At 40.0% G+C, this 24409-nt stretch carries 22 protein-coding genes, 1 tRNA gene and 1 pseudogene; 16 read left to right on the top strand and 8 right to left on the bottom strand.

What is annotated here, in order from left to right:
• Nucleotides 1-184: 184 nt before the first annotated feature.
• From IQ215_RS12995 to clpP, 4 genes and pseudogenes are all read left to right on the top strand, one after another.
• Nucleotides 185-403, top strand: a complete 219-nt coding sequence (locus tag IQ215_RS12995; protein ID WP_193801840.1) for a BrnT family toxin — start codon at nucleotides 185-187, stop codon at nucleotides 401-403.
• On the top strand, nucleotides 393-617 hold the full coding sequence (gene brnA, locus IQ215_RS13000) for a type II toxin-antitoxin system BrnA family antitoxin (protein ID WP_193801841.1): 225 nt from the start codon (nucleotides 393-395) through the stop codon (nucleotides 615-617). The genes IQ215_RS12995 and brnA overlap by 11 nt, the downstream gene beginning before the upstream one ends.
• A gap of 257 nt (nucleotides 618-874) precedes the next feature.
• Nucleotides 875-2386 (top strand): bifunctional pantoate--beta-alanine ligase/(d)CMP kinase, encoded by a 1512-nt coding sequence (locus IQ215_RS13005; RefSeq protein ID WP_193801842.1) that lies wholly within the window; start codon nucleotides 875-877, stop codon nucleotides 2384-2386.
• Nucleotides 2387-2499: 113 nt separating this feature from the next.
• Nucleotides 2500-3096: pseudogene (clpP, locus tag IQ215_RS13010) on the top strand (ATP-dependent Clp endopeptidase proteolytic subunit ClpP); the annotation flags it as partial.
• A gap of 529 nt (nucleotides 3097-3625) precedes the next feature.
• Here clpP and argJ read toward each other — a convergent pair.
• Complete coding sequence (gene argJ / locus IQ215_RS13015; RefSeq protein ID WP_193801844.1) at nucleotides 3626-4867, bottom strand: bifunctional ornithine acetyltransferase/N-acetylglutamate synthase; 1242 nt, start codon at nucleotides 4865-4867, stop codon at nucleotides 3626-3628.
• Nucleotides 4868-4968: 101 nt separating this feature from the next.
• Nucleotides 4969-5502 carry a translation initiation factor IF-3 gene (gene infC / locus IQ215_RS13020; protein ID WP_015223897.1) on the bottom strand — a complete coding sequence of 178 codons (534 nt, stop codon included), beginning with the start codon at nucleotides 5500-5502 and terminating at the stop codon, nucleotides 4969-4971.
• A 207-nt stretch (nucleotides 5503-5709) separates the two neighbouring features.
• Between infC and IQ215_RS13025 the strand changes: the two genes are divergently transcribed.
• Nucleotides 5710-6561, top strand: a complete 852-nt coding sequence (locus IQ215_RS13025) for a branched-chain amino acid ABC transporter permease (protein ID WP_193801845.1) — start codon at nucleotides 5710-5712, stop codon at nucleotides 6559-6561.
• Nucleotides 6562-6913: 352 nt separating this feature from the next.
• On the opposite strand, the gene IQ215_RS13030 is transcribed toward IQ215_RS13025, so the two are convergent.
• The 3 genes from IQ215_RS13030 to IQ215_RS13040 all read right to left on the bottom strand — a co-directional run bounded on the left by IQ215_RS13030 (nucleotide 6914) and on the right by IQ215_RS13040 (nucleotide 11813).
• A complete protein-coding gene (locus IQ215_RS13030) occupies nucleotides 6914-8302 on the bottom strand; it encodes a metal-dependent hydrolase family protein (protein ID WP_193801846.1) in 1389 nt (462 codons plus the stop codon).
• 145 nt (nucleotides 8303-8447) lie between these two features.
• The gene (locus IQ215_RS13035) at nucleotides 8448-10544 is read right to left on the bottom strand and encodes a serine/threonine-protein kinase (protein ID WP_193801847.1); all 2097 of its coding nucleotides are present in this window, start codon (nucleotides 10542-10544) and stop codon (nucleotides 8448-8450) included.
• A 147-nt stretch (nucleotides 10545-10691) separates the two neighbouring features.
• Nucleotides 10692-11813 (bottom strand): histidinol-phosphate transaminase, encoded by a 1122-nt coding sequence (locus tag IQ215_RS13040; protein WP_193801848.1) that lies wholly within the window; start codon nucleotides 11811-11813, stop codon nucleotides 10692-10694.
• 250 nt (nucleotides 11814-12063) lie between these two features.
• Between IQ215_RS13040 and IQ215_RS13045 the strand changes: the two genes are divergently transcribed.
• From IQ215_RS13045 to feoB, 7 genes are all read left to right on the top strand, one after another.
• A complete protein-coding gene (locus IQ215_RS13045) occupies nucleotides 12064-13680 on the top strand; it encodes a CmpA/NrtA family ABC transporter substrate-binding protein (protein ID WP_193801849.1) in 1617 nt (538 codons plus the stop codon).
• A 181-nt stretch (nucleotides 13681-13861) separates the two neighbouring features.
• Nucleotides 13862-14677 (top strand): nitrate ABC transporter permease, encoded by an 816-nt coding sequence (gene ntrB / locus IQ215_RS13050; RefSeq protein ID WP_193801850.1) that lies wholly within the window; start codon nucleotides 13862-13864, stop codon nucleotides 14675-14677.
• Nucleotides 14677-15546 carry an ABC transporter ATP-binding protein gene (locus IQ215_RS13055; RefSeq protein WP_193801851.1) on the top strand — a complete coding sequence of 290 codons (870 nt, stop codon included), beginning with the start codon at nucleotides 14677-14679 and terminating at the stop codon, nucleotides 15544-15546. The genes ntrB and IQ215_RS13055 overlap by 1 nt, the downstream gene beginning before the upstream one ends.
• A gap of 24 nt (nucleotides 15547-15570) precedes the next feature.
• Nucleotides 15571-16002 (top strand): DUF1348 family protein, encoded by a 432-nt coding sequence (locus IQ215_RS13060; protein ID WP_193801852.1) that lies wholly within the window; start codon nucleotides 15571-15573, stop codon nucleotides 16000-16002.
• 90 nt (nucleotides 16003-16092) lie between these two features.
• The gene (cynS, locus tag IQ215_RS13065; protein ID WP_193801853.1) at nucleotides 16093-16533 is read left to right on the top strand and encodes a cyanase; all 441 of its coding nucleotides are present in this window, start codon (nucleotides 16093-16095) and stop codon (nucleotides 16531-16533) included.
• A gap of 75 nt (nucleotides 16534-16608) precedes the next feature.
• Nucleotides 16609-16854, top strand: a complete 246-nt coding sequence (locus IQ215_RS13070; RefSeq protein ID WP_193801854.1) for a FeoA family protein — start codon at nucleotides 16609-16611, stop codon at nucleotides 16852-16854.
• A 54-nt stretch (nucleotides 16855-16908) separates the two neighbouring features.
• Nucleotides 16909-18747 (top strand): ferrous iron transport protein B, encoded by a 1839-nt coding sequence (gene feoB / locus IQ215_RS13075; RefSeq protein ID WP_193801855.1) that lies wholly within the window; start codon nucleotides 16909-16911, stop codon nucleotides 18745-18747.
• 13 nt (nucleotides 18748-18760) lie between these two features.
• Here feoB and IQ215_RS13080 read toward each other — a convergent pair whose 3' ends face one another.
• Nucleotides 18761-20059 (bottom strand): PQQ-dependent sugar dehydrogenase, encoded by a 1299-nt coding sequence (locus IQ215_RS13080; RefSeq protein ID WP_193801856.1) that lies wholly within the window; start codon nucleotides 20057-20059, stop codon nucleotides 18761-18763.
• Nucleotides 20060-20562: 503 nt separating this feature from the next.
• Between IQ215_RS13080 and IQ215_RS13085 the strand changes: the two genes are divergently transcribed.
• The 3 genes from IQ215_RS13085 to accB all read left to right on the top strand — a co-directional run bounded on the left by IQ215_RS13085 (nucleotide 20563) and on the right by accB (nucleotide 21975).
• Nucleotides 20563-20633: transfer RNA gene (locus IQ215_RS13085), tRNA-Gly, on the top strand.
• Between the two features lie 229 nt (nucleotides 20634-20862).
• On the top strand, nucleotides 20863-21423 hold the full coding sequence (gene efp, locus IQ215_RS13090) for an elongation factor P (protein WP_193801857.1): 561 nt from the start codon (nucleotides 20863-20865) through the stop codon (nucleotides 21421-21423).
• 57 nt (nucleotides 21424-21480) lie between these two features.
• Entirely contained in the window at nucleotides 21481-21975 is a 495-nt protein-coding gene (gene accB, locus IQ215_RS13095; RefSeq protein ID WP_193801858.1) for an acetyl-CoA carboxylase biotin carboxyl carrier protein, read from the top strand.
• Nucleotides 21976-22062: 87 nt separating this feature from the next.
• Here accB and IQ215_RS13100 read toward each other — a convergent pair whose 3' ends face one another.
• Together IQ215_RS13100 and IQ215_RS13105 are read right to left on the bottom strand one after the other, a co-directional pair.
• Nucleotides 22063-22263, bottom strand: coding sequence for a hypothetical protein (locus IQ215_RS13100; protein ID WP_193801859.1), 201 nt, complete (start codon nucleotides 22261-22263; stop codon nucleotides 22063-22065).
• A gap of 521 nt (nucleotides 22264-22784) precedes the next feature.
• The gene (locus IQ215_RS13105; RefSeq protein ID WP_193801860.1) at nucleotides 22785-23780 is read right to left on the bottom strand and encodes an adenosine kinase; all 996 of its coding nucleotides are present in this window, start codon (nucleotides 23778-23780) and stop codon (nucleotides 22785-22787) included.
• Nucleotides 23781-24119: 339 nt separating this feature from the next.
• On the opposite strand from IQ215_RS13105, the gene IQ215_RS13110 reads away from it, so the two are divergent.
• The gene (locus IQ215_RS13110) at nucleotides 24120-24371 is read left to right on the top strand and encodes a hypothetical protein (protein ID WP_193801861.1); all 252 of its coding nucleotides are present in this window, start codon (nucleotides 24120-24122) and stop codon (nucleotides 24369-24371) included.
• The last annotated feature ends 38 nt before the right edge of the window (nucleotides 24372-24409 follow it).

Genomic DNA, 24409 nt, shown 5'->3' on the forward strand with positions numbered 1-24409 from the left:
TCCTGAGTGTGGTTACATTACAGGGCGAGATCATGCTTCTGCTTTAGTAATTAGGAATCGTGGTTTAGATTTAGTGGCGGTCGGGCAGCCCGTCCAAGAAAAGGCTAGTGGAGATGGTCGCAGCGGGAGCGAGTTTACTCGTCTAGCCACGAATCTGTGAAGCTAGAATCCCCCGACATAATCTTTGATTTGTCGGTGGGAGTGTCAAGAGGCTCAATTTCTGTGGTTGGATGTCAGGAGAGTAGAAATTAATGCCAAATCAGAGGATGAACCTCGTACAATGGTAATAGGGAAGATAAAGAATAAGCATTGGACTGCCGTAATTACTTATCGAGGTGATAGGCTGAGGATAATTTCGGTAAGACGTTCAAAAACAAAGGAGATTAGTTTATATGAAAGCTGAGGAGTTAGATTTATTATTTGACAATGGGGAAGATGTGTTGGAGTATTTTGATCTTGATTCTTTGAAGCGTCCTGGTTTGGAAATGGATGCTATGGAGATTAGTTTTCCTCAATGGATGATTGAAGCGATGGAAATGGAGGCTCAACGAATTGGGGTTGACATTCAGGCGGTGATTAAGATGTGGATCGCTCAGCGATTGGATGCGATGGGTTAGCCCCCTAAATCCGCCAATACTGGGAGAATTGTTATTTGAGGTGGTGAGGGGCGATCGCACAGTCAAGATATATTGTCATCCGGGGTTATCGTTCAATAAATTGAACTGTGATTACCGTTGAGATAGGGTGGGTTAAGGGGCGATCACGAAGTGGCAGACTACGTCCGATCGCACCTAACCTGTACCTTCATGATCGCCTTTAGAAAGTACAATAAAATCGGTGGTCAATTCTGAGTAATAATAAAGTTAATTTATCCATGCACATAGTCGATAATATTGAAAATTTACGGGCAATTTTGGAGACAGTAAAAGGAAAAAGCATTGGTTTTGTGCCTACCATGGGAGCATTACATGATGGCCATAAAAGTTTGATTAAACGGGCAAGATTATCCACAGATTTCGTGGTGGTGAGTATTTTCGTTAATCCTTTGCAGTTTGGGATAAATGAAGATTTGGCGAAGTATCCTCGACAGGTAAGGGAGGATGAGGAAATCTGCAATAGTTTGGGGGTTAATGTTTTATTTCTTCCTTCAGAGGATGCCATGAAAACTTTGACGGAGGATACAACGTTGGTTACTCCTCCTGTGTCGATGATGTCGGTGTTATGTGGGAAGTATAGAAAAGGACACTTTCAGGGGGTGGCAACCATTGTTACTAAGTTACTGAATTTGATACGTCCTCAGGTGGCTTTTTTTGGACAGAAGGATGCTCAACAGGTGGCTATTATCAAGCGCATGGTAGATGATTTGTTTATCGGGGTGAAAATAGAGTCTTGCCCAATTATTCGAGAGGATTCGGGGTTGGCCCTTAGTTCGAGAAATCAATATTTAACCCCTGAGCAAAGGAGGGAAGCAAGGGCGTTATATGGGGCTTTAAATTGTGCTTATGGAGCTTTTTTGGCTGGGGAGAGACAAGTTAATGTTTTGATAGATTTGGCAAGGGAAGTATTGGAACAGGAGCCGACAATCAGGGTACAATATTTGGAAATTGTTGATCCTGTTAGTCTTCAGCCTTTGCAAACCATTGGGGAAGAAGGATTAATGGCGATCGCCGCCTATTGTGGTACTACCCGTTTAATTGATAATTTAATGTTAAAAGTGAAAAAACCAATCATTGCCATTGATGGTCCTGCGGGGGCTGGAAAGTCCACCATTAGCCGAAAATTAGCCCATGAGCTAGGGTTGTTATACCTTGACACGGGGGCCATGTATCGTGCTATCACATGGCTGGTAATCGATAAGCAAATCTCTTTAGAGGATACGGAGGCGATCGCCCTTGAGGTGGCGGGGGCAACCATTGAATTATATCCTAGTGATGATTTAAAGTTACCTGTTACGGTGAGGGTAAATCAACGGGATGTCACAAAAGAAATACGTACCCCTGCGGTGACAAGGAATGTTTCTGGGATTGCGGCTCAAAAGGCGGTGCGGGAAAAATTGGTTAAGTTGCAACAGATTTATGGACAACAGGGGGGTATCATTGCTGAGGGACGGGATATTGGTACAAATGTTTTTCCTGATGCCGATTTAAAAATATTCCTCACTGCTTCGGTGAAGGCAAGGGCTAAAAGGCGATCGCACGATCTCGCACAACAGGGGGAAACAAATATTGACCTTCAACAATTAGAAGCCGATATTGCTCAAAGGGATTTTTTAGATAGTACCCGTGAACTAGCACCCCTACAACAGGCCCCTGATGCGATTGCCATTAACACCGATAACCTCACCATCGAACAAGTTATCGAGAAGATAAAGCAATTTATGGGGTGATGGGGAATGTCGGTAAAAAGACTTTTATTATCAATTGTCAGCTACCTTTAATTGTCCATTGCTAATATCTGTGTCACAATCAGAAAATATAAGAATACACAAAAAAGAAAAAAGAAAACTCCATGGTACCAACCGTAATAGAAACCTCCGGTAGAGGAGAGCGCGCCTTTGACATTTACTCTCGTTTGTTAAGAGAAAGAATCGTATTTTTAGGACAACAAGTCACCGATGAACTAGCTAACTCCTTAGTGGCTCAATTATTATTGTTAGAAGCAGAAGATCCAGAAAAAGACATTTATTTATATATTAATTCCCCTGGTGGTTCAGTTTCTGCGGGTTTAGGTATTTTTGATACCATGAATCAAATTCAGCCCGATGTATGTACTATCTGTGTGGGTTTGGCTGCTAGTATGGGTGCTTTTCTTCTAAGCGCTGGGGCAAAAGGTAAAAGAATGAGTTTACCTAATTCTAGGATAATGATTCACCAACCTTTAGGGGGTGCGCAAGGACAAGCTACAGATATTGAAATTCAAGCCAAAGAAATTTTATATCTGAAAAAACAATTAAATCATTATATGGCTAATCATACAGGACAACCCCTCGAAAAAATTGAGGAAGACACGGAAAGGGATTTCTTTATGTCTGCGGAGGAAGCTGTTAACTATGGTTTAATTGACAGGGTTGTTACCCGTGTACCCAAACAAGCATAAGTTAAGGTGCGATCGTTTTGTCTGATCAATCATAGTTATCATTATAGAGGACGTACCATGGTACGTCCGTACAGGTTACAGGTGGGTCATAGTTTGTTATATAAAATAGAAAAAATATTGCTATAAATATAATTAACTTCAGTATTTCCCGCCTTGTAATGAATTACAAGGCTACGGATTTTTCGTTCAATAAATTGAACTTTTATGTTTGGAAATAAATGGATTCAGCACCCATAAATCTATACAAGGAATGGTCAAGGGTTTTAACCTAAATTGAGGTTAATTAGGCTGAGATTTTATTTGAGAGGTTTTATTTGTCGTAAACATTTAAGTATTTCATATTAATTATTCACTGACGTTACGTAATTTTTTTGAGAAGGTGGCAGGTTAAAAATGTGAAAAGTTTTTATGAGCTTATTGAGGAAGTTAAAATAAGATCATTAATGTAGAGTTGTTCTAAATTTTTGAACCTGATACCCGATACCTAACACCTTTTTTACAAGACTATAAATTTTATCTCGAACTCAGGTTAAGTAGTATATTCAGCATTAATTTTGACATAATCATAGCTCAGATCACATCCCCAGGCGATGCCACTACCCGAACCATCACCCACGGATACAGAGATTAAAACAGTATCTTCTTTGAGATATGCCCCTTGGGATGCCTGTTTGAGATAGTTACTGGCCGCTTGACGATCAAAATCAAGGGGTTGTCCCCTTTCCATTAACAGGAAGTCTCCTAATTTGATGATTAAATCATCTTGATTAAACTGTACCCCTGCCCTACCAGCGGCGGCGGCAATTCTGCCCCAGTTGGGATCTCTACCGAAAATGGCTGATTTGACGAGGGATGAACCCACAATGGTTTTGGCGATTTTGTTGGCAGAGGGATCATCGATCGCACCGTTTACTTGTACTTCAATTAAACAAGTAGCCCCCTCCCCATCCCGGGCAATGGCTTTGGCCAGGTGTTGACACACAGCCGTTAACATCGCCTCGAGTTTCTGCCCATTTTTATCCATGGTGGTAATGGCAGGGGTGCGAGACTGCCCATTGGCAAGGGCTATTAAACTGTCATTGGTGCTGGTGTCACCATCCACGGTGATTTGATTAAAACTTTTATCCGCCGCCCGTTTGAGCATCTGTTGCCATAATTGGGTGGACACAGCGGCATCACAGGTAACGAAACTGAGCATAGTTGCCATGTTGGGGTGAATCATCCCCGAACCCTTGGCAATGCCCCCTATACGTACAGGACGACCGTCTATGGTGGTTTGTAGGGCGATGGACTTGGTAACTAAATCGGTGGTAATGATGGCTTGGGCGGCCGATGCGCCCCCATTTTCGGAGAGTTGATCCACTAATTGGGGAATGGCACCAACCATGGCATCCATTTTAATTCTTTGTCCAATTACCCCCGTAGAAGCAAGAAGAATAGAGTCGGGGGAGATGTTCAACTTTTCCCCTAAAACTTGGGCAGAGGTAAGCGCATCTTGCCATCCTTGTTCCCCTGTGGCGGCGTTTGCCTGTCCTGCATTACATAAAATAGCCCTAGCACTGGCTTTCTTTTGCAAGTTTTGGCGACAATAATCTACACAGGCAGCCCTTACCTGAGAAGTGGTAAACACCCCCGAGGCGATCGCCTCGGTTTCCGACCATATAAGAGCCAAATCAGGGGCTTTAGAAGGTTTTAGACCTGCGGTAATCCCCACTGCTTTAAAGCCTTTAGGGGCTGTGATTCCCCCCTCTATTTCTTGCCAATCAGTCATAGGTAATTGATAATTTAAAATGGATAATTGATAATAAAAATGGGCAGTTGATCTCAAACTAATGATTTATCAACCCACCCTATATTCTTAATCTTTAAAAGTTATTTTTTGGGAGAAAGAAGCATAATCATATTACGACCTTCCTTCTTGGGCTTTTGTTGAATTTCAGCCATTTCAGCCAAATCTTGTGCCATACGCTCCAACAATTCCTGTCCAAGATGAACGTGTTGGGCTTCTCTACCCCTAAAATTGATAGTTGCTTTCACCTTATCCCCGGACTTGAGGAAACGTTTTGCTTGATTGACGCGCACCTGATAATCATGCTCATCAATTTTGTAGCGCATTTTTACTTCCTTGAGATCAGCAGTATGTTGTTTTTTCTTGATCGCCCTTGCCTTTTTCTCTTGCTCAAATTTGTATTTACCATAATCCATAATTCGGCAGACAGGGGGATCAGAGGTTTCACTAACCAACACTAAGTCCAACTCTTTTTCATCCGCAATGCGATTGGCATCTCTAGTGTCGAGGATGCCTAATTGTTCCCCATCGGTGTCAATAACACGCACCTGAGGAAAGCGAATATTGTCGTTAATTTTTGGTAAATCTCTTTGATTTTTTTTATTGCTATAGGTCACAGGCTTTGATTAATTTCTCCAATATGCGAACAGAACTTTTATACTTACTAAGGGTTTACTTGTGAAACAATATATTTTGTTAAACACACTGACCATTATAGTGTGTCATTGTCAAAGTGGGTCATTTTTTGTCTATTCTACTGTTAAGATTTAAACCTGAAACAAAATGCAATAAATTTTAATAAATTTTTTATATTTAATTAACAAATGGAAACGATACAAAATCTTTTTAATGGTTTAACGGTGGGAAGCATCATTGCTTTGGCGGCGGTAGGTTTAACCCTCACCATGGGCATTTTAAAGTTATCTAACTTCGCCCACGGAGATTTTTTGACGGCGGGGGCTTATGTTACTTGGTTGGTAAACACTAATGGGGTAAATATTTGGTTGTCTATGGTGGTGGCGGTGATAGCAATTACTGGCTTAATGTTGATTTGCGAGTTTTTGTTGTGGAAGCCGATGCGTAATCAGAGGGCAAGTAGTACCAGTTTAATTATTATATCCATTGGTTTAGCAATATTTTTACGTAATGGCATTTTGTTTATTTGGGGGGGAAGTAATCAAAATTATGCTTTACCTTTGGTGGAGGCGTTGAGCATTGGAGGGATTAGGGTAGCATATTATCGCCTTGTGGTTATTATCTTAACGGTGGTTGCTATTATCGCTTTACATTTTATTTTGCAAAATACCAAGATTGGTAAGGGCATGAGGGCGGTGGCTGATAACATCGATTTAGCAAGGGTTTCGGGGATTAATGTAGAACAGGTCATTTTATTTACTTGGGTTTTGACGGCGGTATTAACGGCCTTTGGGGGTGGTTTATATGGTTTAATTACGGTGGTACGTCCTAATATGGGATGGTTTTTGATTTTGCCTATGTTTGCGGCGGTAATTTTGGGGGGCATTGGTAATCCCTATGGTGCGATCGCAGGGGGTTTAATAATTGGTATCGCCCAAGAAATGAGCGTCCCTTTGGTGGGTTCGGAGTATAAATTAGGGGTAGCTTTGGTGGTTATGGTTGTGGTGTTATTATTCCGTCCCCAGGGAATTTTTAAATGATTATGATGTGTTAAAAAAAAGTACAGGTTTTAGGTATTGAGGAGATGGGGAGTAGGGGTGATGGGGTGATGAGGGGTATGGAGAGATAATAATTTATACTAAATCCGTAAGTCAAAATATACCTTATATGAAATCTAAAAAAAATTGCTATAAATATAACTCGACTGGTATGTCATTTTAGAGGCTTTATTTGTTGCAAACATTTAAGTATTTCATATTAGTTCAATTTATTGAACGATAAATTATTAGCCGTGTAATTCATTACACGGTGAGGCTGCGAAGGTACTAGAAATCATACCTTAATTCACCAACGCCCTAATGGATTAATTTCATATCGAATAGAACAAAAAAACTAACTGAGAGTATTTTTATAAATTTTGCCATCTTTGACGATAACCTTAAAATTATTGGTGTAATCTGCAACGACGGAAAGATTCTCTAAAGGATTACCATCGACCAAAATAAGATCCGCATAGGCATCCTGTTCAATAACCCCTAAAGCCCCTGCTTTATAAGGATTACGTTCCCCCGATAGTTTCAATAATTGAGCGTTATCATAGGTAACAAGTTTAAGGGCTTCAAAGGGGGTAAACCATTCCTCTAGGTTAACTATATCTTGATTTTGTCTTTGGTTACGGGGGGGATCAAATAAATAGTCTGTACCCCATGCCAATTTAACATTATATTGTTTTGCCCAATTGAACGCATTACTCACCCCTTGAACCACTAAAGCTCTTTTTGCCTTTTGCTCCTCGGTAAAACCTTCGGTTTCTCTTTCCTCAAAGGCTTGGGCGCTTAACCAAACATCTTTTTGAGCTAAAATTTTCATGGTGTCTTCGTCTAATAATTGACCATGTTCGATACATTTTACCCCTGCTTCAATGGCTCTCCTGACAGCCCTGGGGGTGTAGGCATGGACAGTGACATATGTTCCCCAGTCGGTGGCCGCTTCTACGGCGGCTTTCATTTCGTCTAGGGTGTATTGGGTTACGTCTATGGGATCGTAAAGGGAGGAGACTCCACCCCCTGCCATGACTTTAATTTGGGTTGCCCCTTGTCGTAGATTTTCTCTGGTGGCGGTGAGGACATCATCTCGCCCATCGGCGATAAAGGTTGCGCCTAGTTCTTCTCCACGGGATATGCTACCGCCAAAGCGACGGGGGCGCTCGTTAAGGGTGCGAAAATCTCCATGACCTGATGTTTGAGAAATCATTGCTCCGCTCGGATAGATGCGAGGCCCTGGAATTTGTCCTCGGTCAATTTTTCTTTTGATTTGAAATACTGGGCCGCCTAAGTCTCGGATGGTGGTAAATCCTCTGAGGAGCATTTGTTCGGCTTGTACTTCTGCTCTGGCGAAAAGGGTTTCTTCACTGATGTCGGGGGATAATAGTTCGGGAAGGGTGCTAGATGTCATGACGATGTGAACATGGTTGTCGATGAGTCCTGGCATTAAAGTTCGACCATTTCCGTTGATTCGGGTAAGGTTTGTGTTGGCTGGGGGGGTTATTCTGTTGGTGTTGATTTCGCTAATCTTGTTGTCAATGACGAGGAGGTTTGAAGGGGGGGAAAGTTGCTCTGATTGACCATTAAAAATGCGTACATTTTCAAAAAGAATACCAGTGCTTTGGGCTGGGTTTTGAGCTACGGTAGTAGATTGGTTCTGGGCTAGGGTTTGTTGGGCTGTAAATGCTATCAGGATGGTGATGAGAAATCCGATAAGTATTTTTTGGGGCGATCGCATGGGATCTTATACTCCTTTTCTTGGTTACAGTTTAAGGGTACATTTTTTTTGCGTTAAATCTTCGATTTTGTTACGCAATTTCATCTTGTCTCTATTTCCCATGGTGTCATCAATTATGATGCCCATGAGCAATTAGAGCGAGTGTTTAAGGATTGTCGCTTTGGAGTCGATTAAGATTGTCTATGGCAAGTTGATAATTAGGATCAAGATCGATCGCCCTTTGATATTCTTTGATAGCTTGATCTATATCGCCCATTTGTTCATAGGATAAGGCCATATTATTGTAAGAGTCTAGGTGTTGGGGGTTTAATTGGATGGATTTTTGATAATCAACGATCGCCCTTTGATAATGTCCTAATACTCGATGAACGTTAGCCCGATTGTAGTAGGCGATTTGATAATCAGGATCTATTTCTAGGGCTTTGTTATAGTCTGCCATGGCTTGGGGATAGTTATTGAGGGCAAAATGAGAGTTTCCCCGATTTAGTAAAGCCCCTGTATGGGTGTCATCGATGCGCAACACTTCTGTATTATCTTTAATGGATTCTTGATAATTGTTGAGGGCGTAGTTAGCAATACTCCGATTATAGTGGGCGTTTATGTAGTCGGGATCAATGGCGATGACTTGATCGTAAAGGGCGATCGCTCTTTCTTGTTCGCCTAATTCTCGATAGGTATTACCTAAATTATAGTAAGCATTGGTGTAGGTGGGATCAAGTTCAATGGCCTTGAGATAATCAACGATGGCTTTGTCTTCTTCTCCTATAGCCTTATAAGCATTACCACGGTTATAATAAGCCCTCATGTAACTAGGATCTAATTCCATAATACGCTCATAATCGGCGATCGCCTTGTCATATTCTTCTAAGGCACTGTAAGATATACCACGATTATTGTAAGCATCCACATAGGCAGGATCTTGACGCAACGCACTACTATAGTGAATAATAGCTACATCATAACGTCCTTGGCTATAAGCTCTGTTACCTAATTCGTAATACTGGGACGGTTGTAAATCAGGAGAAGAAATTTCCACAGACTCAATGTCCTCAGGATTGACATAATCAACCACCCCCCCAGAAGTTGGTAATAAGGCATAAAGGGCGATCGCCCCAGAAACGATAAAAGGAGATACCTGCAACATTTTTTTAACCCTCAAAGATAAATTATTTTTACGATTTATTTTAGCCAACTGCATAGAAGCAAAATCCCTTCTCTGATAAGCCAAAACAAAACCAGAATCAATGCGTATCACATTCTCAAAACAGTCTAAAGCATTTTTATAATTTTGTACCTCCAAATAATGATTCCCTCGCTCATAAAAAGAATTTGCCGATGATTTATCCTCCTCACAAAGCAAACTCTCTCTCACTCCCAAAGCCTCCAAAACCTCATCCACCGTCTGAAAACGCTTATTACTAGCACCTACCACCAACTTATCTAACACCCTACCCAAATCCTCACCAATGGGATTATCCACCAAATAATCTCGCCATACCCATTGCCCCTCGGAAGTATCAAACAAATAAAAAGGCTCAACCCCCGTGGCTAAATATAAACAAGTTACCCCCAGACTATACAAATCACTATAATAATTAGCCTTACCAAAACTTTGTTCAGGGGCGCAATATTGAGCCGAACCAATTATCGTACCTGTAACCCCTACATCTTGATTTTGTAACACCTTAGAAGCTCCAAAATCCACCAAAAATAATTGATTATCCCTGCGACGACGGATAATATTTTCTGGTTTTATATCTCGGTGAATGACCTGATTTTCATGGAGAAATTTTAAAACAGGTAAAATATTTAATAATAATTTCCTAATTTTTTTTTCCTTAAAAACTCCCTCCAAAGCTAACTCTTGAGCTAAGTTATCTCCGTCAATAAATTCTTGTAATAAATACTGACGATTATCTTGGCTAAAGTAATCAAAAAACTTGGGTATTTGTTCATTCGCTCCCAATTTTTCCAGTTGTTTCGCTTCTTGGGTAAACAGTGCCTTAGCTTTTTTCCTATTGGTTGTACCCTGTGCCTGAGGTAAAGACTGTTTTATTACACATTGGGAATTAACGGCCTGAGATTCATCTATTCCATAAAATGTTCTACCAAAACCCCCTTCCCCAATAATTCTAATGGCACGATAACGATTTTTAATTAATAATTTTGATCCACAATTTTTGCAAGTATCATCTTGGGGATAATTATCGATTAGACAATCAGGATTAAAGCATTTACTCATGATTTAACCTTGGAACTAAAATTAAATTTTAGCATTTTGGCATCAATGGATAAAATATTAAAAGAAAGATTTTGTTAAAATACCAAAAAAAATTAGGGAGCTTAAATCCATGCTACTCAAGGCTAAGTTTAATCGTTCAGGTAAGAGTTAAACAATTATTTCTTGAATTGCAGATAATAACTGATCATTTTCTTCCTTCGTACCAATGGAAATTCTTAATCCTCCCCCTGTATGTCTAATTAAAATATTTTGGGCTTTTAATTGGTTCATAATCTCATTATGAGTTTCTGTGGAGGGATCAATATTTGATCTTAAATAGATAAAATTTGATTCGCTATGCCATACTTTTAATTTATCATTGTTTTTCAACTGTTGATAAACCCTTTCTTTTTCTGTCATTATTTGTTTAACAGAAGGTAAGATTAAATCTCTATTTTCCATGGCAATTTCGGCAGCGAGTTGAGCAAAAGTAGGGAGATTGTAGGGTAATCTGATTTTTTCTAATATATCAATGATGGGGCTAGGAGCGATCGCATATCCCACCCGATGAGCTGCTAAACGAAAAGCCTTAGAAAAAGTGCGAGTAATAATCCAATTATCACGGGAAAGAATTTCCCCCACCAAAGTATGTCCACTAAACTCATAATAAGCCTCATCCACCACCACCAAAATATCATCGGGTAAACCCTTCAACCAATCAATCTCTGCAGTGGTAAGACAATTAGCAGTGGGTGAATTGGGATGTACCACAAAAACCACCTTAACAGGGGTAGAGGTAGGATTCTTAATAGCCTCGTTAGCCTCTTCTAAATTGATACTAAAATCTGTCTCATGACGATTCACTTTCACCACAGGAATTCCCAAAGTTTCCGCCAAAATAGCATACATCGAAAAAGTAGGATTCGCCACCAAAATAGAACCCTGTCCATTTAGACAAGTAGCGATTAAAATAGAGCGGATAATCTCATCCGAACCATTACCCACCGATACATGACTGGTTTTAATGTCCTCGCCTAAGGGCGCTGATTCATTAACATATTCAGTAATCAACCTTTTAAGTTGAAAATGTCCCCCATCAGGATAACGATTAGTAGTAACCTTTTCCTCGTATATTGACGCTAATTTTGCCCGAACATCATCAGGTAAATTGAAAGGACTTTCATTGGCATCCAACCTGACTAAACTTTGACTTTCATCAATGGGGGTAGGGTGATAAGCATTTAGGGTTAATAAATCAGGACGAATAAAAGACAGTTTTTCGGTGGTCATTTAAATATATGGAAAAAGACAAATACTCTTACATTGTAACAATGTGATGACCTCTCCTCCTCCACAATTTTTGACCGATTTCCCAACAAAAAAGTAATACATTTATATTTTCTTATATTACTTATTTATTATGCTAAAAATGCAATCTATCCAAAAAAATGAACCCCTACGGTATCAAGGGATACAGTGACCATCAAAAAAAAACCGTTTAATGCACATATTCAGTTCACATATTCATATATATAAAGTCATGGGATTAACAAAGACGGTTTTATCTCAGCGAGATGAATGGAAAGGGGTCGAAAATCTTTGTATCAAATGTGGAAAATTTCATCCTAGTCAAGATCATTGGCAGTTTATGGAAAGTATGCCCAGTGATCCTTTGGACATGATTAGTGATTTGACCAAAATGGGGGTATATAAACCTCAAACCTTTGACATTGCCGATGCTCTAAGTTCGGCCGAACTAAGGAAAGAGTTATTTTTAAAAATGGCGGGAAAAGGTAATCCCAAACGTGAAAAGTTGATCTTAGAATTGGCAAAACAAGCAGGGGGTTTAGACAATGCCTTTGCTGCGGCTTTTGGCCCTAAAGCAGGGCAGTTTTTTGGGGATGCCATCCGTAATGGAGAAGTAAGTCGTCGTAAATTCTTGCAAAACGTGGCGATCGGTGCGGCCCTTGTAACCCTTGTAAATGCTTGTGGGAATGGTGGCGGGGATACGGTAGTTGATCCTGATGCGCCTCCTGCGGATGTATCTGGTTTGGAAAAAACTGATTTACGGGTGGGTTTTATTCCTATTACCTGTGCTACCCCCATTATTATGTCTGAGCCTTTAGGCTTCTATCAAAAATATGGTCTAAATACTCAGGTGGTAAAAATGCCGAGTTGGGGCGCTGTGAGGGATTCTGCCATCGCAGGGGAACTAGACGCTTATCATATGTTAGCTCCCATGCCCATTGCCATGACTTTGGGATTGGGTTCGGCAACCTTTGGAGTGAAATTAGCTAGTATTGAAAATATCAACGGTCAAGCTATTACAGTGGCCGAGAGACATAGGGGTAATGTGAACGGGCCAGAGGATTTTAGGGGCTTTGTTTTGGGTGTACCTTTCCCCTACTCCATGCACAATTTACTACTTAGATATTACCTTGCCACAGGGGGCATTAACCCTGATACTGATGTTACTATTCGCCCTGTACCGCCTCCAGATAGTATTGCACAGTTAGTGGCTGGGGATATTGATGGTTTCTTAATGCCTGATCCTTTTAACCAGAGGGCTGTATTTGAAGGAGTAGGGTTTATCCATAAACTTACCAAAGATATTTGGGATGGTCATCCCTGTTGTGCTTTTGCGGCTAGTAATACTTGGATTGATGAAAATCCTAATACTTTCCGAGCTTTGAATAAGGCGATTATTGAGGCAACGGATTACGCTAGGGTACAAGAAAATCGAGTGGAAATTGCCGAGGCTATTTCTGGTAGGGCGTTCTTAAATCAGCCTGTGGAAGTGGTTCAGGCAGTTTTAACGGGTAATTTTGAGGATGGTTTGGGTAATAGTTTTAATATACCCGATCGCATCGACTTCGATCCCTATCCTTGGCAAAGTTTTGCTAACTGGATTACTTCTCAGTTAGTTCGTTGGGATATTTCTGGAGATGGTTTAGGGGCTCAATTAGTGGCCGAGCGTGGTTATAACGAAATTGGGCAGGATGTCTTTTTAACAGATTTGGCGAGGGAATTAGCGGAAGAATTGGGACAAACTCCCCCTGATGATATTTATCGCACGGAAACCCTTGCTTTTGATGAATTTGACCCTCAAAATCCTGAGGCCTATATTCAGGCTCAGATTGATGAGTTTGGATTTTAAAAAGGGCAATAGGCAATGGGCAATGGTTTTAGAGTAGAGCTGATCCCCCTTAGTTCCCCTTTATAAGGGGAAAATAAATAGTTACTTATAATTCCCTCATTATTGGGGGATTTAGGGAACAAACCTAATTCACATTTTTCCTCTAGTTTTAGCAATAAATAGAACACTAATTGCAGTAAATATGAATATTACTCAAGAAAATAAATTTAAACAGTTATTAGAAAGTGAAAATATAAGGGCGCTGGGGATATTCCTTCTTTCCCTCGGAATTTTCCTCTCATTGTGGGAAATCGGGGCAAATCTGGAACTTTTTTCCCAAGGAATGCCTACTGCTTCTCTGACTCTCAAGGAGTTATGGTGGTGGATTACTAATCCTTTTTTCAACAATGGCCCTAATGATATGGGTATTGGTTGGAATTTGTTGATTAGTTTACGGCGCGTGGCGATCGGTTATATCATGGCTTCTGTGGTTGCTGTACCCTTAGGCATTTTAATCGGTATTTCCAAAATTGCCGCTAAGGCATTCAATCCCTATGTACAGTTACTAAAACCCGTATCTCCTTTGGCTTGGTTGCCTTTGGGTTTATATTTATTCCGAGATTCCGAAAAAACAGGTATTTTTATTATCTTAATCAGTAGTATTTGGCCTACCCTTGTCAATACAGCTTTTGGGGTGAGTAATGTTAACTCCGATTATCTTGATGTGGCGAGAACTTTGGGGGCTTCCCGTTGGCGGACTATTTTTAAAGTAATTATTCCTGCGGCGCTACCTAATATTATTTCGGGATTAAGAATCAGTATGGGTATTTCTTGGCTGGTAATTGTGGCGGCGGAAATGCTTTTGGGTACTGGGTTAGGTTACTTTATCTGGAGTGAATGGAATAACCTCTATTTACCTAATATTATTGTCGCCATCATCATCATCGGTTTGGTGGGTTTAATCCTTGACCAAATTTTCATTTTCCTTGAAAAACTCGTTTCTTTCGGTAAAAAATAATGACTACATCAACTCAACCAGAATATTTAACTTGTCTTGAAGCTCCTGATACTGTGCAAGTATGCTTGAGGGGAGTATCTAAGGTATTCTCTACCAAAACAGGATTATTTGGCACTAAGAAAAAAACCTTTGTCGCCCTCGAAAATATCAATTTGAACATTGAATACAATAATTTTGTCAGTATTATTGGCCCTTCGGGTTGTGGTAAATCTACTTTATTAAGTATCATCGCTGGTTTAACCTCGGCAACCACAGGTTCAGTGATGATGAATAAAGAACCGATTACAGGACCAGGGCCTGATCGTGGTATGGTGTTCCAAAATTATGCCCTGATGCCTTGGATGACGGTGGAGGAAAATATCCGCTTTGCCCTCGAGACGGTTTATCCCAAAATGTCTCCTACTCAGTTAAAAAGAATTGTTAAGGAACATTTGCAAATGGTGAACCTAGAGGGGGCGGCGAGGAAACATCCCCATGAGTTGTCGGGGGGTATGAGGCAAAGGGTAGGCATAGCCAGAGCTTTGGCGATTAATCCTGATATTTTGCTCATGGATGAGCCTTTTGGGGCGTTAGATGCTCTAACCCGTGGTTTTTTGCAGGAGGAAATTGAGCGAATTTGGGAAGAACATCGCAAAACTGTAATCATGATTACTCACAGTATTGATGAGGCTTTGTTACTATCTGACAAAATTATTATGATGACCAAGGGCCCGGCCGCCGGAATTGCTCAGGTGTTGGATGTGCCTTTTCCCCGTCCTCGTAATCGTTTTGAGGTGGAGGATCATCCTGCTTATCATGATTTGAAGGTGGCGATGGAAGAACATTTATACCGAGAAACTCGTGCTGTCGAAGAAGCTAGGGCCGCTTAGGGAGGTTATTTATAAAAGGTCATTATGGTAACTGAATCTAAACCCCCTTTTCCTCCTTTTACCCTAGAAACGGCGACTCAAAAGGTCAAGATGGCTGAGGATGCTTGGAATAGCAGAGATCCTGAAAAGGTTGTCTTGGCTTACACTGTTGATTCTCAATGGCGTAATCGTGATGAGTTTTTGTCTGGTAGGGAGCAGATTAAGGCTTTTTTGTACCGTAAATGGGCGAAGGAGTTGGATTATCGTTTGCGTAAGGAGCTATGGGCTTTTACGGGCGATCGCATTGCGGTGCGGTTTGAGTATGAGTGGCATGATCAATCTAATCAGTGGTATCGTGCCTATGGTAATGAGATGTGGGAATTTGCGGAAAATGGTTTGATGCAATATCGATTTGCAAGTATTAATGATCTTGCCATTGCGCCATCGAATCGTAAGTTCCTTTGGGAAAGGGGTTAGATTTCCCTCACCCCACCCCCTCTCCCAGAGGGCGAGGGGAGTATCAATGAAACAATTTATTTACAAATCAACAAATAAGGAGAATTTTAAATGACTGCACCTATTACTGAAAAATTATTGGCGGCTAAGAAGGCAAAAGGCGTTAGTTTTACTGAGTTGGAAAAACTTTTAGGAAGGGATGAGGTTTGGATTGCGTCGGTAATTTATCGTCAGGCGAGTGCGGATGAAGCTGAAGCTAAAAAGTTGGTGGAGGCTTTGGGTTTACCTGCGGAGTTGGCTGATGAGTTGACTGTGCCTCCTCTCAAGGGTTCTTTAGATCCTGTTGTTCCTTCTGATCCTTTGATTTATCGTTTTTACGAAATCATGCAGGTGTATGGAATGCCTATGAAGGAGGTAATCCATGAAAAGTTTGGGGATGGTATCATGAGTGCGATCGATTTTACCCTTGATGTGGAAAAGGTTGAAGATCCTAAGGGCGATCGCGTCCAGGTGATTATGTGTGGTAAGTTCTTACCTTATAAGAAATGGTAGAGCAAGTTTAATTAATTTGTAGAATAATATAGAGGGATGGTTTTCCATCTCTCTTTTTTGATTTTATTCCCTATTATGAATCTTGTTCCTTTATCCTCTCTAAATTACCAGCAAAGGGCGATCGTTGATCATATAGTGATGGGAAACCATGGTAAATTATTGATCAATCGACTTCAAGCCATGGGTTTAGTGGCAGGAACTTCGGTGAAAGTATTACGCAAATTTTGGCTAGGTGGGCCATTACAAGTACAAGTCGGAATAACTACTATTATCGCTATCCGAAGGATAGAAGCTGATTTAATTATGGTCAAATTAACCTGATACCCCAACGGGGAACATTAAATTTTAATATTTAAACCCTAGAGCAAAAAACCTATGCAAACCTGTCACTCGGCCATAAAAACCGTTTCTGGAAATGCCCAAAAAAGAATTATTCTCATGGGGCAACCCAACACGGGTAAATCAACTTTTTTTAACACTCTCACGGGGATGAATGCCTATGTGGGAAACTGGCCGGGAATTACTGTTGATTTATTACAAGCAGAGATAGATATTCAAGGGCAAACCGTGGAAATTGTTGACTTACCTGGAATTTATGACCTAGAGGGTTTTTCGGAGGATGAGTCCATTGTGCAACGGTTTTTAACGGATTTTGCCATGGATTTAGTTTTGATAATTGTTAATGCTTCTCAGATAGATAGACAATTAAATTTAGTATTACAACTCAAAGCCCTTGGTTTGCCCTGTATGGTGATTTTGAACATGGCAGATGAGGCAAAGCGATATGGTATTGATATTGATCAAGAAAAACTGGCACAAAAATTAGGGCTTCCCATATTTTTAGTTAGTGCTAAATATAATAAAGGTATTACTGAAGTTTTAGATAAAATAAAAAGTAATATTTCGGCACAAAAAGACTCTTTTAAATTAGAAAATATCAATGATTTTTTAAAAGATAATCCCATTGATAATCAAGAAAAAAAAGAGATTTTTTTAGAAGCCGTTACAGTGCGATCGCACCAGGTAACAACCTTTACTGAAAAATTAGATAATGTTCTGCTCCATCCTATCTTTGGCATTCCCATCTTTTTCGCTTCTATGTTGGGGGTATTCTTCCTGATTTGGTATATAGGCTTACCATCCCAAGATGTTATTGATATGGCGACTACTTGGATGAGTGAACAAATTATCGAGCCTGTTATTAACCCATTCCCCGATATAATTCAAAGTTTTCTGCTCAATGGAGTATGGCTAGGGGTGGCAACGGTAGCATCTTTTGTGCCTCTGATTGTGGTTTTCTTTTTTGTGATGGCCGCCGTGGAAGATAGTGGTTATTTATCACGCTCTGCCTATTTGATGGATGCTTTCATGGCAAAAATGGGGCTTGATGGTAGAGCATTTGTAATGCAAATGATGGGATTTGGTTGTAACGTTCCCGCTTTGATGGGTACAAGAATTATTCGCTCTCGCCCTATGCGAATGTTATCCATGTTAATTATTCCTTTTGCTTTGTGTTCTGCAAGATTAGCAGTTTTTGTCTTCATAATTGGGGCAATTTTCCCGATTAATTTAGGGCCTTTAGTTCTATTTTTTCTTTATATTCTAAGTTTTGTCGCCAGTTTTTTAGTCGCTTTTGTGTTTAGTAAAACTGAACAATTTAAAAGTAAAGAACCTTTTGTCATTGAATTACCACCCTACAGATTACCCACTGCCAAACAAGTTCTATTGAGGGGATGGGGTGAGGTGAAAGAATTTTTACGCCGTGCCACAAACTTTATCATTATCGGTTGTGTGGCAGTATGGTTTTTAACTTATTTCCCTGAAAATGCCACAGGTTTAGACACTTGGGGCGGACAATTAGGGGTATTTCTATCACCAATAATGGAACCCATTGGCATCAATCCTTTTTTGACTTTATCTTTGATTTTTGGCTTTATTGCCAAAGAAATTGTCGTCGGCTCTTTTGCCACCATTTACGGTATGGGTACATCAGCATTAACCGCTCAATTTGCTTTAACCATCGCCCCTAGTAGTGCCATCAGTTTCTGTGTTTTTTGTTTGCTCTATACTCCTTGTCTGACTACCGTTGCCACGGTGAAGGCTGAGTCAAAGTCATGGGGATTTACTATATTTTCCCTTGTTTTTTCCCTTATTTATGCTTGGGGAATGGCTTTTATTTTTTATCGAGGCGCTTTATGGTTAGGTTTTGACTAATAATTTAAGATTGTTAATCTCCCACATACTGTACTCGGTAAATCACCCCATTGGCTTCTTCTGTAAATAGTAAACTACCATCGTTTAAAACTAAAACTCCCACGGGGCGCCCCCACGTAGAAGGAATAGAAGCATCAGTCAAAAAACCTGTCAAAAAATCCTCATAATAACCCTTAGGTTGATTATTGTCATCAAAAGGGATAAAAGCTAATTTATAACCCGTTCCCTGATTACGATTCCAAGAACCTCTGAAGGCCACAAAAGCTCCATTATGATATTTTTCTGGGAAGGTATCTCCATCATAAAATTGCATTCCCAAGGCCGCAGAATGAGACTCTATCAAGACTTCAGGCATGATCGTGCGATTGACCAACTCAGGGTTAACACTTTCTCCGTTACTATTGGTATGGCGAGGATCTAATAATTGGGGGGTAAAATAGCTATAAGGCCAACCATAAAAACCTCCTTCCTGCACACTGGTAAAGTAATCGGGAACTAAATTATCTCCTAAACCATCCCTTTCGTTAACGGTGGTAAATAACTGATTAGTAATAGGATGAAAATCTAAGCCGACAGGATTACGTAAACCAAAGGCAAAGGTTTGTTGATTATCACCATTAAAATCCATGGTTTGAATGGAGGCCCTTGGCAACTCCTCTACGTCATTATTAGAGCGAGAGCCAATGGATATATATAATTTATCCTCTGTGGGGGAAACGACCACATTTCTTGTCCAATGTTGGTTATAGCCTCCCCCTGGTAGGGTGGCAATTAATTGCCCTTCTCCTTCTAATTGATTTTGTCCTGAAGTATAAGCATATCGCCTAACTCCATTATGATTTCCGAGGAAAAAATAATTTTCGGTAAATGCCATACCAAAGGGAATATCTAAACCATTATCGGCATCGGCAAATATTGATTTTTGGTCGGCTACTCCATCATTATTGGTATCTTGTAAGCGGGTAATGCGGTTGTCTCTAGTTTCTGTTACTAAGACATCTCCTTCTGGAGTCAAACGCAACCAGCGGGGATTATTTAAACCATCGGCGTAAACGTTTACAGTGAATCCTTCTGGTAGATTAAAAATTCGTTGTGATGGAATGGGTAAGATTCTTGGGGGGGAGGAGGCGCTTTCGGTGGCAAAAGGCTCTGGTAATTCTTCTACATCAATGATAATTGGTTCTGGGTTAAGGGTATTGGTTGAAAGGGAGGGGGTATTATTACTCGATAATGGAGCGGGGTTTTGATCCTGTTTTTGGTCACAGGCTGTTAATGTGATTAAGATTAGGGGAAGTAAGTATTTTAGTGTCATGATGAATGAAAAAAATGATCAGTCGGTGTTGTTGGGTTAAAATTTTATGTTAAGTTTTAATTGGTAAGGGTTGTGAGCAGTCATGGGGTAATCATTTGGACGGTCGATGGATATTGAAAGGGGTTAGTTATCGGTTGTTTAAGAATGGATGATTGATGGTGATTTATGTTTGTGAGGGGAATAATAAAAAGATTGTGATATTTTGACGACTAATTTATGGCGTTGGTTCAATTATAGTAACCTCAATTCGGGATAATGCATTGTGATTAGCACAAGTTTTGGAGTGTAGGTTAAAGATGTGATGTTGGTTAATTATGGTGTGAAATATATTTTGATGACGAAAACCATTGATTATTAAAAATACTATTACTATTGCCCATTCCCTGCCGACCCCCAAAATGTTATCCCGAACTCAAATCATAGTAAAAAGTTGTGGGAAAAGTTTAAGGTTACCTTGCAAAAGAAAAAAGGTTTAGCTATAATAGTTAATCAGCAAAGCCCTTGCGGGTGTAGTTTAGTGGTAAAACCTTAGCCTTCCAAGCTAATGATGGGGGTTCGATTCCCCCCACCCGCTTTGTAAGTTCGTATCCCATGCTTGTTAACCATCTTGGATAACAGGGCGTTACTAGGTCTTTTTTTGAAATTCGACTACTGGTTATTGGTGATTAAAATTTCATTATCAACTATCAATTATCTATTATCAATTGGTTTGTAGCGTTGTCAATTGTTCCATTTTGAGGGAATATAGTTTAGGTGTTTTTTATCGCCATTGTCAAGATATTGATTAGTTTTTAATAAATTGTATGATTTCTAGTAATGATTTTCGCACGGGTGTTAGCATCGAGTTAGATGGCAGTGTTTGGAAGGTTGTTGAGTTTCTCCATGTGAAACCCGGTAAGGGAGCAGCTTTTGTGCGTACTAAGTTAAAAAATGCTCAGACGGGTAATACCATGGAAAAAACGTTCAGGGCTGGGGAAACCGTACCCCAAGCAAACCTTGAAAAACGTACCATGCAACATACCTATAAGGATGGGGATCAATATGTGTTTATGGATATGGAAACCTTTGAGGAGGCGAGATTATCGGAAGAGCAAATTGGCGATCGCTCCAAATACCTCAAGGAAGAAATGGAAGTTAATATCCTTTATTGGAATACTACTGTTTTAGATGTGGAGTTACCTACTTCTGTGGTATTGGAAGTGACAGAAACCGATCCGGGTGTGAAGGGAGATACTGCGACGGGAGGTACAAAACCTGCCATCGTGGAAACAGGGGCTCAAATTATGGTGCCTTTATTTGTCTCCATCGGTGAGAAAATTAAGATTGATACCCGTACCGATACTTATTTAGGTAGAGAAAACTAAGCTAAGATTAAACCTTGACTTTGTTAACATAAACCCTTTAGATCATAAATTTTAACAGTGCCAATAGATTTTAAGCAATTACAAGAATTTATAGAGGCGATCGCCACTACAGACATTACCGAATTAACTATCAAAGAAGGAGACTTCGAGTTAACGGTTAATAAAAGTAAACCTGAGGTGGCAACCCCCAACTATACCATTAGCCCCCCCCCTGTGGCTGTCACCCCGACAGTGGAGAATAATACTCCTGAGGCGATCGCACCTTCTCAGAATATAGAAAAACCAGCAGAGGAAAACAACAAAAAAAGAGATAATTGGAAAGAAATAACCTCTCCCATGGTAGGAACATTTTATCGAGCATCAGCACCGGGGGAATCACCCTTCGTGGAAGAAGGAGATAAAATCAGTGTGGGTAGTGTGGTATGTATCATCGAAGCCATGAAATTAATGAACGAAATTGAATCGGAAATCACTGGCCAAGTGATGGAAATAGCCGTAGAAAATGGTGAACCCGTGGAATATGGGCAAACCTTACTCTGGGTGGCAACCTAAACCAATTTTTTTGGGATTCCGATGCTGATATGCCACTTCCTCAAAAACCCTATATTCCTGAATTTGGGAAAATAGGGCAAAATATTATTAAATTTCATCAGGAATAACCCATTTTGGGGGCTGAGTCAACTTTTTCAGCCGAGCAGCCTCTGCCATTTCTAGCATTTTATCCAAAGAGGTATCATCTAAGAACTTTTTTGCTTCTTTGGCATATTCTTTATTGGGGCATTCATCCCCTAAAATACAACCGTTGACACACTCAACCTTACAATTTACTTCTTTAGTCATAATCAATAATTGTCTTACCTGTGTTATTCCTCACCTCAAATTATCTCATAATACAACTATTGTTTAATGGCTAGTTATATGGAGTTCGGATAATTCCTTGTAAATAGATTGTATCTTCTCAGTTGCCCCACCGTGTAATGAATTATACCCAATCCGATTTAGAAAATAGATCATCACTCGCCTTGCAATGAATTACAAGGCTAACAGTTTATCGTTCAATAAATTGAACTAAGGTATATTTTGTTTTACAGATTTAGTCTAAACTACAGTTATGGCATTGCTGATTTTGAGGATGAAACATTATTAAATGACAGTAAATGTATAGTATTAAAACTATTATTACTATTGACCATTCCCTATTGCCAAACTAAACTAAAAATCATACCTTAATTCACCAACGCCACAGTTATTATCCTTACTCCCCATACCCCTCATAACCCATACTCTCTATGCGCTTAATACCTGCAACCAGAAGCCTGAAACCTAACCATATTAGGTAATCTTTTGTTTTTGACCAAAAACTATAGCTGTAAATCCTCTAAAATCTCTTGTAACTCCTCCTTGAGTAATCTAGGGCCAAAGCTAGTGACTAATTTTGCGGAGGCGAGGGAAGCAAGTTTCCCAGAAGAATACCAGTCTAAACCGTTAGTAATGCCATAGAGGAGACATCCTGCATACATATCCCCTGCGCCCACGGTATCTACAGCGGTGACGGGATAGGGAGGAATTTCCATCAGTTTTTCCCCATCAAAGATTAATGAGCCTTTTTTGCCGAGGGTAATGGCAAAGGTTTTGGCAAGGGTTTTAAAATAGTCAACGGCTATGGTTAAATCATCGGTATTAGCCATTTTGAGGGCTTCATCTTGGTTGGCAAAGAGTAAATCTACTCCATCCCCAATAATTTTTTCTACCCCTTCACGGAAGAAATTAACCATATTGGCATCAGATAAAGAAAAAGATACTTTAACCCCTGCTTGTTGAGCAATTTTTTTGGCTTCGATGGCACTTTCTAGGGCGATGGGGGATGATACTAGGTATCCTTCTATGTAGAGATATTGGGAATCTTTGATGGCTTCTGGGTTTAATTCTGCGGTGCTTAAATTTCCTGTGATGCCTAAAAATGTGTTCATGGTGCGATCGGCATCGGGGGTTACTAAGACTAAACATTTGCCTGTAATGCCTTCGGGACGATTATTTTGACGAAGATTAGTATCTAAACCACAGTTAATTAAATCTTGGAGATAAAAAGCTCCACTATCATCATGGGCTACCTTACAGCTATAAAATCCTTTGCCCCCTAACTGACTGATGGCCACGAGGGTGTTAGCCGCTGAACCTCCACAGGCTTGTTTGCAAGGGGGAGGAAGTTGTTCTATGATATGCTTTTGTTGTGCCTCATCCATTAAGGTCATTACACCTTTATCGATTTTTAGTTGGCTCAGTAATGCGGGGGTAACTTCAAATTCCATATCTACTAAGGCGTTACCCATGCCATATACATTGTATTTTTTGTTCATAGTTGATTTTTGTTGCAATATTGTTTGATTATCTTATATGGCTGATGTTTCTTGACGCCTTTGCCTTCACAGTATGTTTACCACTATTTGGGGATTGTCTGGGGATGTTGTTCCTTTTACTTATGTTTGGGCATTAAGCTCTGGTCTGCCTACCTAGAGTTTTAATAATCTCTAAGACCCAAATCATGTTCTTATTTATAGCATCATAATTATTGGTTTGTCTAGCTTTTTCCCGTACCGAATAGAGACTTGGCGCTTAGACATTTTTTGATCAAGACTTAATCAAGATCACTTCAATTGTGGATACAATAGGTAAGAAAATCAAAGGTTATTAGGTTTATGGACGAAATTCCTACCGCCCTAAGAGATACTAATTCTAATGCTAAGGGTCATAAAAAAAATTTTAGGGGCGATCGCCCTTACCTCCAAAAATATATAATATGGTTTATCTGTGGTTTAGTGCTAATTATCATTACCTCATGGGTGATGACTGGTACTAACAATCAAACCAATAATCAAACGGTTGTGGTGGAAGAAATCGAAAATCAAAACCACAAAAAAATAATTCCAAACGAAGTAAAGATGACATGAGAAAACAGAAACAGAGAGTGGCTCACAAAATTGGTAAG

The organism is Cyanobacterium stanieri LEGE 03274 (assembly GCF_015207825.1).
Classification (GTDB): Bacteria; Cyanobacteriota; Cyanobacteriia; order Cyanobacteriales; family Cyanobacteriaceae; genus Cyanobacterium; species Cyanobacterium stanieri_B.

What these genes read in the sequence shown, in the direction of transcription:
- brnA (WP_193801841.1), top strand. Translation starts at nt 393, where the DNA reads ATGAAAGCTGAGGAGTTAGATTTATTATTTGACAATGGGGAAGATGTG.
- IQ215_RS13005 (WP_193801842.1), top strand. Translation starts at nt 875, where the DNA reads ATGCACATAGTCGATAATATTGAAAATTTACGGGCAATTTTGGAGACA.
- argJ (WP_193801844.1), bottom strand. Translation starts at nt 4,867, where the DNA reads ATGACTGATTGGCAAGAAATAGAGGGGGGAATCACAGCCCCTAAAGGC.
- IQ215_RS13025 (WP_193801845.1), top strand. Translation starts at nt 5,710, where the DNA reads ATGGAAACGATACAAAATCTTTTTAATGGTTTAACGGTGGGAAGCATC.
- IQ215_RS13030 (WP_193801846.1), bottom strand. Translation starts at nt 8,302, where the DNA reads ATGCGATCGCCCCAAAAAATACTTATCGGATTTCTCATCACCATCCTG.
- IQ215_RS13035 (WP_193801847.1), bottom strand. Translation starts at nt 10,544, where the DNA reads ATGAGTAAATGCTTTAATCCTGATTGTCTAATCGATAATTATCCCCAA.
- IQ215_RS13040 (WP_193801848.1), bottom strand. Translation starts at nt 11,813, where the DNA reads ATGACCACCGAAAAACTGTCTTTTATTCGTCCTGATTTATTAACCCTA.
- IQ215_RS13045 (WP_193801849.1), top strand. Translation starts at nt 12,064, where the DNA reads ATGGGATTAACAAAGACGGTTTTATCTCAGCGAGATGAATGGAAAGGG.
- ntrB (WP_193801850.1), top strand. Translation starts at nt 13,862, where the DNA reads ATGAATATTACTCAAGAAAATAAATTTAAACAGTTATTAGAAAGTGAA.
- IQ215_RS13055 (WP_193801851.1), top strand. Translation starts at nt 14,677, where the DNA reads ATGACTACATCAACTCAACCAGAATATTTAACTTGTCTTGAAGCTCCT.
- IQ215_RS13060 (WP_193801852.1), top strand. Translation starts at nt 15,571, where the DNA reads ATGGTAACTGAATCTAAACCCCCTTTTCCTCCTTTTACCCTAGAAACG.
- cynS (WP_193801853.1), top strand. Translation starts at nt 16,093, where the DNA reads ATGACTGCACCTATTACTGAAAAATTATTGGCGGCTAAGAAGGCAAAA.
- IQ215_RS13070 (WP_193801854.1), top strand. Translation starts at nt 16,609, where the DNA reads ATGAATCTTGTTCCTTTATCCTCTCTAAATTACCAGCAAAGGGCGATC.
- feoB (WP_193801855.1), top strand. Translation starts at nt 16,909, where the DNA reads ATGCAAACCTGTCACTCGGCCATAAAAACCGTTTCTGGAAATGCCCAA.
- IQ215_RS13080 (WP_193801856.1), bottom strand. Translation starts at nt 20,059, where the DNA reads ATGACACTAAAATACTTACTTCCCCTAATCTTAATCACATTAACAGCC.
- efp (WP_193801857.1), top strand. Translation starts at nt 20,863, where the DNA reads ATGATTTCTAGTAATGATTTTCGCACGGGTGTTAGCATCGAGTTAGAT.
- IQ215_RS13100 (WP_193801859.1), bottom strand. Translation starts at nt 22,263, where the DNA reads ATGACTAAAGAAGTAAATTGTAAGGTTGAGTGTGTCAACGGTTGTATT.
- IQ215_RS13105 (WP_193801860.1), bottom strand. Translation starts at nt 23,780, where the DNA reads ATGAACAAAAAATACAATGTATATGGCATGGGTAACGCCTTAGTAGAT.
- IQ215_RS13110 (WP_193801861.1), top strand. Translation starts at nt 24,120, where the DNA reads ATGGACGAAATTCCTACCGCCCTAAGAGATACTAATTCTAATGCTAAG.